The 13,287-nt window shown below is 68.3% G+C and carries 14 protein-coding genes; 10 read left to right on the forward strand and 4 right to left on the reverse strand.

Annotated elements, in window-relative coordinates:
- Nucleotides 1-50: 50 nt before the first annotated feature.
- The 6 genes from ccmA to IBJ06_RS08815 all read left to right on the forward strand — a co-directional run bounded on the left by ccmA (nt 51) and on the right by IBJ06_RS08815 (nt 3,148).
- Entirely contained in the window at nt 51-707 is a 657-nt protein-coding gene (gene ccmA / locus IBJ06_RS08790; protein ID WP_292159309.1) for a heme ABC exporter ATP-binding protein CcmA, read from the forward strand.
- Nucleotides 704-1,369 (forward strand): heme exporter protein CcmB, encoded by a 666-nt coding sequence (gene ccmB / locus IBJ06_RS08795; protein ID WP_292159311.1) that lies wholly within the window; start codon nt 704-706, stop codon nt 1,367-1,369. Before ccmA ends, ccmB begins: the two co-directional genes overlap by 4 nt.
- A 62-nt stretch (nt 1,370-1,431) precedes the next feature.
- Nucleotides 1,432-2,157, forward strand: a complete 726-nt coding sequence (gene ccmC, locus IBJ06_RS08800; protein ID WP_292159313.1) for a heme ABC transporter permease CcmC — start codon at nt 1,432-1,434, stop codon at nt 2,155-2,157.
- Nucleotides 2,154-2,306, forward strand: a complete 153-nt coding sequence (gene ccmD, locus IBJ06_RS08805; protein ID WP_292159315.1) for a heme exporter protein CcmD — start codon at nt 2,154-2,156, stop codon at nt 2,304-2,306. The genes ccmC and ccmD overlap by 4 nt, the downstream gene beginning before the upstream one ends.
- Nucleotides 2,303-2,851 carry a DsbE family thiol:disulfide interchange protein gene (locus tag IBJ06_RS08810; RefSeq protein WP_292159317.1) on the forward strand — a complete coding sequence of 183 codons (549 nt, stop codon included), beginning with the start codon at nt 2,303-2,305 and terminating at the stop codon, nt 2,849-2,851. The genes ccmD and IBJ06_RS08810 overlap by 4 nt, the downstream gene beginning before the upstream one ends.
- A gap of 60 nt (nt 2,852-2,911) precedes the next feature.
- Nucleotides 2,912-3,148 carry a hypothetical protein gene (locus IBJ06_RS08815; RefSeq protein ID WP_292159320.1) on the forward strand — a complete coding sequence of 79 codons (237 nt, stop codon included), beginning with the start codon at nt 2,912-2,914 and terminating at the stop codon, nt 3,146-3,148.
- A gap of 20 nt (nt 3,149-3,168) precedes the next feature.
- On the opposite strand, the gene IBJ06_RS08820 is transcribed toward IBJ06_RS08815, so the two are convergent.
- The 3 genes from IBJ06_RS08820 to IBJ06_RS08830 are packed head-to-tail and all read right to left on the reverse strand — an operon-like array spanning nt 3,169 to nt 6,977.
- Complete coding sequence (locus tag IBJ06_RS08820; protein WP_292159322.1) at nt 3,169-3,531, reverse strand: YdbL family protein; 363 nt, start codon at nt 3,529-3,531, stop codon at nt 3,169-3,171.
- A gap of 26 nt (nt 3,532-3,557) precedes the next feature.
- On the reverse strand, nt 3,558-3,755 hold the full coding sequence (locus IBJ06_RS08825) for a YnbE family lipoprotein (RefSeq protein ID WP_292159325.1): 198 nt from the start codon (nt 3,753-3,755) through the stop codon (nt 3,558-3,560).
- Nucleotides 3,756-3,770: 15 nt separating this feature from the next.
- A complete protein-coding gene (locus tag IBJ06_RS08830) occupies nt 3,771-6,977 on the reverse strand; it encodes a YdbH domain-containing protein (RefSeq protein WP_292159327.1) in 3,207 nt (1,068 codons plus the stop codon).
- A 453-nt stretch (nt 6,978-7,430) separates the two neighbouring features.
- Between IBJ06_RS08830 and IBJ06_RS08835 the strand changes: the two genes are divergently transcribed.
- On the forward strand, nt 7,431-8,774 hold the full coding sequence (locus tag IBJ06_RS08835; RefSeq protein ID WP_292159329.1) for a M23 family metallopeptidase: 1,344 nt from the start codon (nt 7,431-7,433) through the stop codon (nt 8,772-8,774).
- Nucleotides 8,775-8,802: 28 nt separating this feature from the next.
- On the opposite strand, the gene IBJ06_RS08840 is transcribed toward IBJ06_RS08835, so the two are convergent.
- Nucleotides 8,803-9,552, reverse strand: coding sequence for an alpha/beta hydrolase (locus tag IBJ06_RS08840; protein WP_292159331.1), 750 nt, complete (start codon nt 9,550-9,552; stop codon nt 8,803-8,805).
- Nucleotides 9,553-9,624: 72 nt separating this feature from the next.
- Between IBJ06_RS08840 and IBJ06_RS08845 the strand changes: the two genes are divergently transcribed.
- From IBJ06_RS08845 to IBJ06_RS08855, 3 genes are all read left to right on the forward strand, one after another.
- The gene (locus IBJ06_RS08845) at nt 9,625-10,593 is read left to right on the forward strand and encodes a glycosyltransferase family 9 protein (RefSeq protein ID WP_292159334.1); all 969 of its coding nucleotides are present in this window, start codon (nt 9,625-9,627) and stop codon (nt 10,591-10,593) included.
- 123 nt (nt 10,594-10,716) lie between these two features.
- Nucleotides 10,717-11,238: a translation initiation factor IF-3 gene (gene infC / locus IBJ06_RS08850; RefSeq protein WP_292159336.1), complete on the forward strand. Its 522-nt coding sequence runs from the start codon at nt 10,717-10,719 to the stop codon at nt 11,236-11,238.
- A gap of 100 nt (nt 11,239-11,338) precedes the next feature.
- Nucleotides 11,339-13,285 (forward strand): S9 family peptidase, encoded by a 1,947-nt coding sequence (locus tag IBJ06_RS08855; RefSeq protein WP_292159337.1) that lies wholly within the window; start codon nt 11,339-11,341, stop codon nt 13,283-13,285.
- Nucleotides 13,286-13,287 lie beyond the last annotated feature (2 nt).

Consider the following 13,287-nt stretch of genomic DNA (forward strand, 5'->3'; position numbering starts at 1 on the left):
GCGGATATAGAGCGCGTCCGCGCGCGCGTCCACGTGTCCCTGCCGGCGTCATGGACATTGAGAGCGGTTCGCAAACCGGCGGTGGGGCTGTGATCACCCTGGTCCTTGACGGCGTGTCGGTGTGGCGCGGCGAGCGGCGGCTGTTCGAGGGGCTGGACCTGACCGTCCGCCCCGGCGAGGCCGTGGCCCTGACGGGGGCCAATGGCGCGGGCAAAAGCAGCCTGCTGCGCGCCATCGCGGGCCTGCTGACGCCTGAGGCCGGGATCGTCCGGTTCGAAAGGGACGGGCAGAATCTCGACCCCGAGGTCGCCCGCACCCGGCACCTGCACCTGATCGGCCATCAGGACGGATTCCGGTCGGGACGCACGGCGCGCGACGAGCTAGCCTTTCAGGTCGGATGGTGCGGGGGCGATACCGCGGCCCTCTCCGGTGCCGTGCAGGCGCTGGGGCTTGAGGGGCTCATGGATCTGGAGGTCCGGCGTCTCTCGGCCGGGCAGCGGCGTCGCCTCGCCCTGGCCCGTCTGCTGGCCGCGCCGCGTCCGGTCTGGCTGCTGGACGAGCCCCTGTCGCCGCTCGACGCCCGCTGGCGAGCCCGGCTCGGCCAACTGATGCAGGCGCATCTGGACGGCGGCGGAATCCTTTTGGCGGCGGTCCACGACCCCCTTCCGATCCCCGCCTGCAGCTTCGCCGTGGGAGAGGTCGCATGAGCGCGGCCCTGCTACTGCTTCGGCGCGAAATGGCCCTGTCCTGGAATGGCGGCGGCGGGCCGTTGCTGGCCTGCGGCTTCCTGCTCAGCCTCGCGGTCATCGTGCCGCTGGGCGCCGGTCCGCGCTTGGATCAGTTGGCGAATTTGGCGCCGGGACTGGTGTGGTTGGCGCTTTCCCTGGCCAGTTTGTTGACGCTGGAGCGGCTGTTCGAACGCGACTTCGAGGACGGCACGCTCGACCTCCTGGCGCTCGGGCCCCTGCCGGACGAGGGCATGTTTGCGGTGAAGGCGCTGGCGCACTGGCTGACCCTCGGCCTGCCGCTAGCCGCCATGACCCTGCCCGTGGGGATCAGCCTCGGTCTCGCCCCGGCCCAGCTGCCTTTGCTGGCCCTGACGGCAGCTGTCGGGGCTCTGGCCTTTTCCGCGACCGGGGCGCTGGGGGCGGCGTTGGCCATCGGCGCGCGCAAGGGCGGACTGCTGATCGCGGTGATCGTCCTGCCGCTGTTCCTGCCGCCTGTCATCTTCGGGGCCGGGGCGCTGGTCGCCCAGGCGGAGGGCCGCTCGCCCGCCCCGGCGCTCGCCCTGCTGTTCGCCTGTGCGCTGGTGGCCTTGGTGATCGGCGTGCTGGCCGGGGCCGCCGGCCTCAGGGGCAGCCGCACATGACCCGGCAAGCCGCGACATGCGGGCCGCTTGCCGCCCCCCGGTCGTACGGGTAAGCCGCGCCCATGTTCGGTCTGGCCAATCCCGACAGGTTCATGCGCGTCACCCGCCCGCTGGTCGGCCCCCTGTGGGTCATCGCGGCGGTGCTGCTGACCGTGGGCTCGGTCTGGGCCTTTCGCGTGCCCGAGGATGCGCTTCAGGGCGACACGGTGCGAATCCTGTTCATTCATGTGCCGGCCGCCAGTCTGGGTCTGGCAGTCTATGCCTCGCTGGGGCTCAGCTGCCTGTTCTATCTGGTATTCCGGCATTCGCTGGCGGATGCGGCGGCCCGGGCGGCGGTCCTGCCCGGCGCGGCCTTTACCGGTCTGGCCCTTATCACCGGCGCCCTGTGGGGCCAGCCCATGTGGGGCACCTGGTGGGTCTGGGACGCGCGCCTGACCTCCATGCTGGTGCTGTTCCTGCTCTACATCGCCTATGCCGTCCTGCGCGGCGCCTTTGACGACGAGGGTCGGGGTGCCCGCGCCGCGTCCGTTCTGGGGCTGGTCGGCCTGATCAATCTGCCGATCGTGAAATTCTCGGTCGACTGGTGGAACACCCTGCATCAGCCGGCCTCGCTGTTGCGGGCAGGCGGGACCAGTCTGGACCCCGCCTATCTGTGGCCGCTGCTGACCATGATGACCGCATGGCTGTTGCTGTTCCTCGCCGTCTGGCTGACGGCGATCCGCACCGAGGTCGTGCGCCGCCGGGTGCTGGCGATCAGGGCGCGCCGCGCGAGGGAGGCTCAGGGATGATCGATCTGGATATGGGCACCTATGGCGCCTTCGTCTGGCCCGCATGGGCGGTGACGGTCGGTGTGCTGGTCGCCGTGGTGGCCCGCTGCCTGACGCAGTCGCGCCGCTGGAAACGCGAGCTTGAGCGGCTTGAGGACGACGATCAATGAAGCGCTGGCTGGCTGTCCTTCCCTTGGTGGTGCTGCTGGGGCTGGCGGTCCTGTTCGGCGTCTGGGCGCTCAACCGCGACCCGGCCTACAAGCCCGACGCCCTGGTCGGCCAGCCGGTTCCCGAGACCGTCCTGCCCATGCTGACCGGTGCCGTCGCCGGGCCGGGGCAGGTGGATATCAGGACCGCCGGCGTGGGGCGGCCCATGCTGGTCAATATGTTCGCCTCCTGGTGCGCGCCATGCCGGATCGAACATCCCGTCCTGATGGAGCTGGCGGGTCAGGACATCGCCATCGTCGGCATCGCCTACAAGGACGAGCCCGCCGCCACCCGCGCGTTTCTGGACGAGCTGGGGGACCCCTTTTCGATGGTACTGGTGGATGCCGAGGGCCTGGCCGGACTTGATCTGGGCATAGCGGGCGTGCCGGAAACCTATGCGGTCGACGCCTTTGGCCGGGTGGTGGCCAAGCACACCGGCCCGCTGACCGACGCGGCCGACGTCCGCCGTCTGGTCGACGCCCTCAACGCACCCGCCGAACGACCGTGATCCACAGCTTTCCCTCCCGGCGTTAACGATTTCTGAACCCTGCTCGTTAACCTGTTGGGGATGAGCGACATTCGCCCCTTCACGCCTGTCAATCTGGCTGTCCAGCCCCCCGCAGGACCTGCGGCGGACGTGCGTCGGGCGCAGGCCGCCTTTTTCAGGCAGGCGTTGGCCCAGGTCGAGACGGGTCAGCAGATCGTGCCACGGCCCGCCGCCCCCGCGACGGAACCCACACGCAGCGAAGCGCAGGCGGCGGATCGCCCCCTGCGCCCCGGAAGCTATCTGGATATCCGGGTTTAGCCCCCGGTTTAGGTCCCGGCCTAGCGTTGCACCCAGCGACCGTCGGTCGTGCGGTACCACTGGCCCGAGGTGATGCGGGGCAGAAGCTGGTTCTCGAACATCACGGCCCCCGCGACCGCCGGTGTCGTGCCGGCCTGGGCGGCGCTGCGGGCATAGGCCTGGCGGCGTCCGGCGTTGATGGCCTGCACCGCGTCGTTCAGGGCCGCATCGGAGGAACTGACGCGGAAGCCCAGGTAACCATCGGCCTGCTCGCCGACGATCCCCTCGGCCTTGGCGCGGTCCACCATCGCCTTCTGTTCGGCCGACTGGGCAAACGCACCGGTGGCGGCCACACCGAGGGCGGCCACGGCGGCGGTGATGACGAAGAGTTTGCGGAAAGTCATGGTCGTACCCTTCAGGGCTCGGTTCATCAGAACAGGTTGGGGTTCTCGATCAGCAGCTGTTGCAGCTCCCGATCAAGGCGGACCCGCACGTCGGCGTCGAGCTTGGCATAGATCTCGATCGGGGCGACTTCCAGACGAATGGTCGGCGTGCACGCGCCCAGGGCCAGCACGGTCGCCGCGACCAGCAGGGCGGGGGCTTTGCGGTAGGGCAATCTGGGCCTCATGTCCGGAAGTCTCCTTCAGTGTCGGAGCCATACAGCCCCAACGGGGGTGAACAGGGTCTGAACGCGCGGATCGGATTCAGGTTTGGGCTCGGAGGCGGCGTCGGGATCGGCCTCGCCCCGCCGCGCCCGATTGAGCGCCAGGATGTCGGAGACGATCTGATCCAGATTGAAGGTCGTGTCGAGCGTCAACCGGATGCCGGTATCGGACGGCAGCTCCAGCGGCTGGCCGAGGAAGTCGCGCCGGATCACGTCGAGCAGGCCCAGTCGCAGCTCCCGGCGCTCGGGCGGGTCGTGCCGGCCCATGATCCGGAACAACACCCCCAGCCGGCCGCCGTCCAGGCTGTCAACGCGGGCCGTCAGGGTGTCAAAGGCCATGTATTCCATCGCCTGATAGGCCAGGTCCTCGACCACGCCCGGCGGTATCTCCTCGCCTCCGCCTCCGGCTTCAAGACCCGACAGGACCTCGCGCTGGATCGACAGGCGCCCCGGCTGGACGGCCTCGAGCGCGCCCCCCGAGATGCGGATCTGGCCATCCGGATTGCGAACGAAGGGAATGCGGCCCGAGACCACGGCATCCAGCTGCACCTTGTCGCCAAAACCCGCACCCGCCACCAGATCGCCCAGCTGCACCCGCTCGAGCAGAACCGTCCCGCCCCAGGCCGCGGCCGGATCCAGCGGAATGTCGAACGGCTCGATAGTCACCCGCCCGGCTCCTACCGCCAGCTCCGCACCCGAGACCGACAGTGCCGCCTTGTCCAGGGTGAAGGTCAAACCCAGATCAGAGACGCCACCCGCAACCTCCAGCGACCGGGCGGTCAGCGACTGGTCCGGGGCCGTGGTCAAGGGGGCCAGACTGGTGAAGTCGATCGTGCCCTCAAGGCCCCTGACCTGTCCGGCGGGGCTGGAGAACGTCAGGTCGCGAAGCGCCAATCGACCGGTGCTGGTGCCGTCCACGGATGTCCAGCCGATCCTCCCGTCAAAGCGCGCCGTGCCCGTGACGGGCTCCCCGACCAGGTCGTCGGCCAGCGGCGTCAGGGTCGAGGGCTGCAGACCCCCTTCGACAAAGGTCAGGTCGCGTGTCGTGATATCGACGCCGCCGTCCCCGGTCAGGCCGTCGTGCACCAGATCCAGTTGCGCCACCTCCATGCCGTTCCGGCTCAGGACAAAGTCTCCGGTCCACGATGCACCCCGCATGCGGGCAATGCCCCGTCCGGTCAGGGGATGAAAGCGGATGGGCCGGGTCGCATCCTCGACCCGCGCCCCCTCCACGGTCAGGTCCAGGGCCAGGCCCTCCGGACGGCCGACGACCTCAAGCGCCCCGTCCAGATCCTCGACCCCCAACGCCAGGAAGGGGGCCCGCCCCGACCCGTCTTCGAGCCGCCCGTCCACCCGCCAGCCGCCGTCGGCGATCCGGACCAGGGGTGTGCGGCCGGTGGGGCACAGGCCGGTCCTGATGTCGGTGACGTCGTTCTCGCCCAGTTCCAGCCATTCGGCGGTCATCGCCAGACAGTCGGCGGTGGTGACGGTAACCACCCCGCCCCTGTTCTGCAGACGCCCCTGACCGGCCAGGGTCAATCCACGCCCGAGCCCGAAGTCGAGCGACGCGCGGCCTTCGAAGTCAGCCACGAACCCGCCGGAGACCAGGGCCCAGCGCGGAACGGCAATCTCGGCCTCGGGCAGGCCGCTGCCGCGCGTTGCCGTCAGGCGCATCTGTCCCCCGGGGGCCTGGCCGTCGCGCAGCACCAGCACGGGCGCATCCCCCTCCCGGATCGTCAGCTGTCCGCCGTTCCGGGGCCGGATCGCGAGAGGCCGCGTCAGGTCCAGCCGCCCCCCTCCGACCCCGGACCGGTAGAGGAAGCCGGGGGCGTCCAGCCGGAACCCCTCCAGCGCGCCCTTCATCGCCGCCAGTTCCGGCACATCGTCCGGGGCGGGCGTGCCCAGCAGCGGCCAACTGCCCCGCTCAGCCGTCATCTGTCCGCGGATCGTCAGGGCCCCGTCCGAGACCCAATCCAGGTCGGCTCCACCCGACACACCCGCCAGCCGCAACGTGCCCGAGGTCATCAGCCCCGCGGTTACCCGCCACGGCCCTGTGATCTCGAATCGGCCCTCGCGGCCCCCGGCAACCAGCCGGGCCGTCGTCAGGTCCAGATCCCGCCCGCCAAGGGCCTCGCTGTCCATGCGGACCGCCCGTACCCCCACCGGTCCGATGAGGCTCCAGCGGGGCGCCCCTTCCGTCAGGTCGAGGGTCGTGGCCGAAGGCCCCAGAAGGGCGCGCGCCTCGGCCAGGATCGAGCCCTGCCCTTTCAGCCGCGCGGCCGAAGCGTCCCCCCGCGCCGTACCCTCGAACCGGGGCCGGGTCAGAAGACCGCTGAGCACGCCCTCGCCCGACAACTCCACGGCCAGTGCTTCGGCTGCCGTATCGCCGCCCGCATAGGTCGCGGCCGTCAGGGTCAGGGCGACCTGCCCGGGTCCGTCCAGTGTCAGGGGCGTTCCCTCCGGATAAGGTAACACGGCCTCAAGACCGAGCGTCACCTCGCCAGCCGTGCCGTCCGCGCCGCTCAGGCTGTCCGCCCCGGCGGTCAGTCGAACGGTCGTCCGATCCCCCTGCGTCGCCAGGTCCAGATTCGCGGCCAGACCCCGAATGGACTGGTCGTCCAGCGCCAGATTCGAGGCCGGCATGCGGGCGGTCAGCCGCACCAGACGGTTGTCCTCGATTCGCGCATCGGCCAGCGCCCGCACAGGCCCATAGGCGGTGGTCAGGCGCAATTCGCCCCGCTCGACAAGGATGAGCGGGGACGAGGCCTCGGGCTGCACCGGTCGCCCGGTGAACCGGTCGATCAACGGGTCAAGCCTGCCGAAGCTGAAGCCTCCGTCCGTCCAGGTGGCGCGCAAGGACGGTGCGACCAGCCGGATTCGGCTCGGCCGGGCGCCGAAGCCGGTCTCTGACCAGGGGCTCGTCAGGCTGTAATCGACCTCGACCCGCTCGGCCAGAAAGTCGGGATCGGCGGGGTCGCCGATACGAATGCGCCCGACAAAGCCGTTCAGCTCCAGTCGCTCGACCTCGACCTCGGCGGCGATCCCCTGCCGGTCCAGCCATCCGACCAGCACCTCGCGCGCCACCATTCGCCGGTTCAGGTAAAGCGCCGCCAGCAGGATCAGCAGGCCGACGATGACGCCGGTCAGAATGCGCGGCCACGTCCGCCCGTACCCCTTTCTGGCCATTCGAGGGGCGGCGTCTGTCGGTTCAGGCGGGGAGGGCGGCGGGCTCACGAGAGGGCCATAGCCTGTCCCTGAACGGGACGCGCCCATCTTTCGACCCGCTCCCGCTCTGGATCAGTGCCCCGGTCGGGGGGTGCGGGGTGTTGCTTCACGACCACTGTAAAGTTGCCTCAAGAACACAAGAAGGGGCGAGCAGATGTTTCGACAGGGTCATGAAGATCAAAACAAGACTCATTGTCACCGACGGGCATAACTCGAAGCAGGTGAGTTTGTTCTCCCTGTGTCTAGCTTTGCTACGGAAACAGCCTTTGCCGTTAAGGCTTCGTAACACTTCCGCTTCACATTGGGCCTTTGACGGGCTATAGCGAGCCTCCGGTGCCGGAGGGGCGTCTTCGGCGCGGAACTTGCTGGTATCAGATCGGGCGCCGGACGGCGTCGTTGATATGTCGGGAAACGATGGCTCAATTTGATCCGCGCCGCCAACCGATGCGCCTTGCGCCGCATATCTTTACCGCCTGCGCGGCCCTGGCCGTCGCCATGCTGGCAGGGCGGGTTTACCAACCGGTAAGGGCCGAGGTTCCGGTCGCCGCTGTCAGCGCCGAGAATATCTCCGAACTGGAAGCCCAGGCGATCGCCGCCGCCGGAACGCCGGTCGGCATGGACGCGCCCGAGGCCATCCCGGTCCAGATCCGCAAGGGCGAAACCTTCGAGCAGGCCGTACGCCGCACCGGTATCCCGGCGGAAGAGGCCCGCGCCGTCACCCAGACCATCGCCAACGCCTATGACGTCAACGAGCTTCGTGCCGGCCTGCGGTTTGAAACCGCCATCGCCCAGCCGCGCGGCGGCCGGGGCGGGGCGCGCCTGATCGGCCTGACCATGCGGACCGGCCCGGCCAGCCAGCTGACCGTGTCGCGCACCTTCGACGGGGCCCTGCGCCTGCGCGCGATCGAGGAAAAGGTCACGCATGAGACCGTCGTGGTGCGCAGCGCCGTCAAGGGATCCATCTTTGCGACTGCGCGTCAGTCGGGCGCCAATGCCCAGGTGATCCGCAAGGCGACCCAGCTGTTTGCGCACAAGTTCGACCTGGATCGTGACATCCGCGCGTCGGACGAATTTGTGCTGGTCTTCAGCCAGACGGTCACCGAAAGCGGTCGTGTCGTCGAGTCCGGCGAACTGCTTTATGCCGAGCTCAAGGGCCACGTCTTCTATCGCTTCAAGCCGGCCAATTCGGCCGAGGCCCAGTATTTCGACGCCTCGGGCAAGAATATGCGCTCCACCTTCATGCGCACCCCGCTGGACCGCGCCCGCGTCAGTTCCTCCTACGGCTTCCGACAGCACCCGATCTCCGGCTATCGCCGCATGCACCAGGGCATCGACTTCGCCGCGCCGACCGGCACGCCGGTGCTGGCCCCCGCCGACGGCGTGGTCGTCGAGGCACGCCGCTGGGGGGGCTATGGCAACTGGCTGCGCATCCGCCACGCCAACGGGCTGGAAACCGGCTATGCCCACTTGTCGCGCTATGGCTCGGGCATCCGCGCCGGGGTTCGGGTTCGCCAGGGTCAGGTCGTCGCCTATGTCGGCTCGACCGGTGCCTCCACCGGCCCGCACCTCCACTACGAAATCTGGCAGAACGGTCGACGGATCAATCCATCAGGGGTTAAGACCCAGGAAGGCACCATCCTCGGCGGCGCCGATCTGGCCGCCTTCCGGGCGGAAAAAACCCGCATTGATCGCGTGATCCTGTCCGGCGGTGAACAGCGCCCGACCACGGCCGGGGGCCTGCGCCGCGTCGGCACCTGATCCCGGGCGGCTTCGTCCCTCCGGACATTCAGACGGATCGTAAGGCCTCGACCGCCGCGATCATGCGCGCCAGATCGTCCGGCCCTGACAGTCGGTGATCCCCCTCTGCGATCAGGTCCAGCCGCACATCGGCCGATTCCATCTGCGCGATCAGAGCCAGCTGATGCTGCCAGGGCACGGCGGTGTCCCTTCGGCCCTGCAGAATGTGGACCGGACAGCGGATCGGCAGGGGCCCCTCCGGCAGCATGCGGGTGCGGGCATCCTCGAACATCCTCCGGGTCAGCACATAGGGCCCGAGCCCTTCGTCCGGCATCAGCGTCTCGCCCGTTTCCAGAATCTCGGCCTGACGGTCGGGGCCGAGACCCGGCCACATCAGCCGTTCGGTAAAATCCTGCGCCGGATTGATCAGCACCATTCCCTTGATCGTCCCGGGTCGCGCCAGGGCAAGGTTCAGCGCTACCCAGCCGCCCATGGACGAACCGACCGGCACGACCTGTCGCCCACCCGTCCCGACCAGATGATCGACCAACGCACAGGCATCGTCGCACCAGCGGCCCACGGTGGCGTCGCGCCACGCGCCCGAGGACTGGCCATGGGCGAAATGATCGTATCGAACAAAGGCCCAGCCTCTTTCTTGCGCGGCGGCGTGCAGGGCCAGCGCCTTGGTCCCCTCCATATCCGAGCGGAACCCTCCGACCCACAGGATGGTCGGCCCCTCGCCCTCGACCTGCTTCAGGGCCAGGCGTTCCCCGTCGGGACGGGTCAGGTATTCGGTCATGTCCGGCTCCTCTCGCCATGGCTCCCGGACCCTGATAGCCAGACCCGACCCCGGAAGCGAAGACGGAATCGCATGACACGCACCCCCCAGGTCCTGTTCGTCACCTCAAACCGCATCGGCGATTGCGTGATCTCCTCGGGTGTGATCCGCGAGATCGGGCGTCAGTTGCCGGGCGCGCGGATCACCGTCGCGTGCGGGCGACCGCCGGCCCCCTTCTTCCGCGCCGCCCCCGGGGTCGAACGGGTCATCATTCTCGACAAGACACCGATGTCGGGGCACTGGTTCAATCTGTGGCGTCAGGTGCGCGGCACGCGCTGGGATCTGGTCATCGACATCCGGGGCTCGGCCCTCGCCTGGTTGGTGCCCACCCGTCGACGTGTCGTCTACACCCGCAATTGGGAGACCGGCACCCGCAAGGTCGAGATGGTCTCGCGCCTGATGGGCGCCGACGCCCCCCTGGATCCGGAAATCTTCCTCGACGAGACGGCGCAGCGGGAGGCCGCCGCCGTCATCGATCCCCAGCTGGCGGCCGGGGCCGGTCCCGGTCCGATCATGGCCCTGGCCCCCATCGCCCATCAGCCGGGCAAGTCCTGGCCCGCCGACCGATGGGGCCAGCTGGTCGAGCGGCTGATGGCCGATCCCCGTTTCAACGGTTGGCGCTTCATGCCGGTGGGCGGCCCCGGCGACCGGCAGCCGGCGACTCCGGCGCTGGAGGCGGCGGGGACCAGGGGGATCGACTTTGTCGGCAAGGGCGACATCCTGGCTTCGGCGGCGGCCATCGATCGGGCGACCCTGTTCGTGGGCAACGACTCGGGCCTCATGCACGTGGCCGCCGCCCTGGGCCGGCCGACGCTCGGCCTGTTCGGACCGACCGAGTGGTGGCTTTACGGTCCCTGGGGCCCGCGCACCGCCACGGTCGCCTCCAACGAGACGCGGGGTCAGTTCGCCCCGATCGAGGATCTGACGGTGGATCGTGTCTTTTCTGCCGTGGTTGACCTGTATGAGGCCTGGCCGGAGGGGCGTCCGGGCCCCACGCCTTGAAGATTGGGCCGCGTAGGGTCATATTGCACCGTCGGGAAACGGGGCGGGTCACCGCGCGTTTCCGTATGACATCTACTGATCTTCTTTCGACCACATAAGGAAACGACGCCCATTCGCCGTCCGATGCAAACTCCGCCCGTCAAGGATGGGCCGCCCATCAATCAGGATATCCGCGCCGCGCGTGTGCTCCTGATCGACCAGAACGGTGAAAAGCAGGGCGTGATGCCTCTGGCGGCCGCGCTGGAAGCCGCCGAAGAAGCCGGCATGGACCTTGTCCAGATCGTCTCGAACGCCGAGACGCCCGTCTGCAAGATCCTCGACTACGGCAAATTCCGCTTCCAGGAACAGAAGAAGAAGGCCGAGGCGCGCAAGCGCCAGAAGATCGTCGAGCTCAAGGAAATCAAGCTCCGGCCGAACATCGACACCCACGACTATGATGTGAAGGCCAAGGCCATGCACCGCTTCTTCGAGGAGGGCGACAAGGTCAAGGTGACCCTTCGCTTCCGCGGTCGCGAAATGGCCCACCCCGAACTGGGCATGAAACTGCTCAACAAGGTCCAGGCCGACTTCGAGGAAATCGCCAAGGTCGAGTATGCCCCGCGCATGGAAGGCCGCCAGATGATCATGATCCTGGCCCCGCGCTAGCTTTCCGAAGCATCACCAGATGCCCGATGCCACCGCGCCGGGCTGGCGATTCCTGCGCGTCCGGGTTAACACCGGGGACGCAAACAGCTTGGGGGCGGTGATGCGTGGAATTCTGATGGCCTTGGTCGCCATGGCGGTCGGCATGTCCGTTATCGGAGGTGACCCCGCAAAGGCCCAGGTCCAGCTACGCGAGGTCCCGCTGGATGCCTGGGCCTCCCTGCCCGCGGTCGCTGACGTCACCCTGTCCGATGATGGAACCCGGCTGGCCTATGTGCGGCGCGAGGGCGATCAGTCGGTCGTCGTCGTTCAGACCACAGGCGGCGAAATCCTGACCACCATCGATGTCAGCGACCGTCGATTCAGCGGGCTTCGCTGGCTGTCGCCGGACCACGTCGGAATCTGGTCGCTCGTGCTTGAGCACCGGTTGACGGGAGGCAGCCACGTGCCCCAGCTCGACATCGTCAACGTCCGCACCCGCAACGTGGCGCAGGCCCTGCGATCAACGGATCGGGGCGGCGTGATCAATGCCGTCTATGGCGTCACCCGGGTCGATGCCGGTCGCGAACCCGTCATTCATGTCCAGACCTATACGATCGAGGGCGGCCACGTGACCCGCGACATCTATCGCGTCGACCTCGACAGCGGCCGCGGGCGCCGGGTGGCCACGGGGCAGCGCGACACGCGCGGTTATCTGATCCGGCCGGACGGCAGTATCGCGGCCCGCATCGCCAGCTCGGACGATGCCACGCGTTTCCGCCTGACGGCCCCCGACGGCTCGGGCGGCTGGCGCACCCTCTATGAAGTCGTCAGTCAGCTGGACGGACCGGCCGTCTGGGGCTTTGGCCATGATCGTGACCACGTCATGATCTCGACCCTTGAAGACGGTCAGGCCTATCTCAGCGAGATTAACCTCGGCACCGGCGAGGAGGTCAGGCGCACCCGTATGGAGGATGACCCGTCCGGCCCCTTCTATGACCGGCGGGGGCGGCTGGTTGCCATGACCACCTACGGCGATGATGCCCACTACACCTTCTTCGAGCCCCGGTTGGAAGAGGGGTGGAAGGTCATGACCCAAGGCCTCCAGGGGCGTCGGCTACGGCTCCATTCCTTCAGTGACGACTTCCAGACCCTTGTCGTCCGCAGCGAAGGGGTGTCGGATTCGGGCACCTATTTCCTTTACGACGGTGCGGCGCGCTCGGTTTCTGTAGTCGGCCGTCCGTATCCCGTGATCGGACCCGACGTGGTGGGGGCCATCTTCGTGATCCCGTACAAGGCCGCCGACGGCATGGAGCTGATGGGCTATCTGACCCTGCCGCCTGGTCGCGATACCACTAACCTTCCGCTGGTCGTCATGCCCCACGGGGGGCCGGCGGCCCGGGACTATCTGCAGTTCGACTGGTGGGCCCAGGCCATGGCATCGCGCGGGTATGCGGTGTTCCAGCCGCAGTTCCGCGGGTCGGACGGTTTTGGTGAAGCCCACCTCCGCGCCGGCTACGGTGAATGGGGTCGCAAGATGCAGACCGACCTTTCGGATGGCGTGGAGCATCTCGTTCAGCAGGGCATGATCGATCCCGAACGCGTCTGTATCGTCGGGGCCAGCTACGGCGGCTACGCGGTGCTGCAGGGCATGACGACCCAGTCCGACATCTATCGCTGCGGCGTGTCGTTCGCCGGTGTCTCGGACCTCCCCCAAATGCTCGAGGCGGAAGGTCGTCTCGGGGGCGGCACCAACAACAATCCCGTCATCCGATACTGGAACCGCTTCATGGGGGCGGACAGCCGCCGCGACTCCGTCCTCGCCGAACTTTCGCCCGCTCGCCGCGCCGGAGCTGTCCAGGGCCCCATCCTCCTGATCCATGGCCGGAACGATACCGTCGTCCCCCTGAACCAGAGCGAGATCATGCACCGCGCGCTTCGTGCAGCCGGCAAGGAGTCGCGCCTCATCATCCTTGATGGAGAAGATCACTGGCTTTCCTTTGGCCCAACCCGCCGCCGGATGCTGGAGGAAACCGTAGCCTTCCTGCTGGAACACAACCCGCCGGACTGAGG

It is taken from the genome of Brevundimonas sp. (genome assembly GCF_016742135.1).
Lineage (GTDB): Bacteria > Pseudomonadota > Alphaproteobacteria > Caulobacterales > Caulobacteraceae > Brevundimonas.

Bases quoted from the DNA above. Each gene is read 5' to 3' on its own strand.
- ccmA (WP_292159309.1), top strand. From the start codon at position 51: ATGGACATTGAGAGCGGTTCGCAAACCGGCGGTGGGGCTGTGATCACC.
- ccmB (WP_292159311.1), top strand. From the start codon at position 704: ATGAGCGCGGCCCTGCTACTGCTTCGGCGCGAAATGGCCCTGTCCTGG.
- ccmC (WP_292159313.1), top strand. From the start codon at position 1,432: ATGTTCGGTCTGGCCAATCCCGACAGGTTCATGCGCGTCACCCGCCCG.
- ccmD (WP_292159315.1), top strand. From the start codon at position 2,154: ATGATCGATCTGGATATGGGCACCTATGGCGCCTTCGTCTGGCCCGCA.
- IBJ06_RS08810 (WP_292159317.1), top strand. From the start codon at position 2,303: ATGAAGCGCTGGCTGGCTGTCCTTCCCTTGGTGGTGCTGCTGGGGCTG.
- IBJ06_RS08815 (WP_292159320.1), top strand. From the start codon at position 2,912: ATGAGCGACATTCGCCCCTTCACGCCTGTCAATCTGGCTGTCCAGCCC.
- IBJ06_RS08820 (WP_292159322.1), bottom strand. From the start codon at position 3,531: ATGACTTTCCGCAAACTCTTCGTCATCACCGCCGCCGTGGCCGCCCTC.
- IBJ06_RS08825 (WP_292159325.1), bottom strand. From the start codon at position 3,755: ATGAGGCCCAGATTGCCCTACCGCAAAGCCCCCGCCCTGCTGGTCGCG.
- IBJ06_RS08830 (WP_292159327.1), bottom strand. From the start codon at position 6,977: ATGGCCAGAAAGGGGTACGGGCGGACGTGGCCGCGCATTCTGACCGGC.
- IBJ06_RS08835 (WP_292159329.1), top strand. From the start codon at position 7,431: ATGGCTCAATTTGATCCGCGCCGCCAACCGATGCGCCTTGCGCCGCAT.
- IBJ06_RS08840 (WP_292159331.1), bottom strand. From the start codon at position 9,552: ATGACCGAATACCTGACCCGTCCCGACGGGGAACGCCTGGCCCTGAAG.
- IBJ06_RS08845 (WP_292159334.1), top strand. From the start codon at position 9,625: ATGACACGCACCCCCCAGGTCCTGTTCGTCACCTCAAACCGCATCGGC.
- infC (WP_292159336.1), top strand. From the start codon at position 10,717: ATGCAAACTCCGCCCGTCAAGGATGGGCCGCCCATCAATCAGGATATC.
- IBJ06_RS08855 (WP_292159337.1), top strand. From the start codon at position 11,339: ATGCGTGGAATTCTGATGGCCTTGGTCGCCATGGCGGTCGGCATGTCC.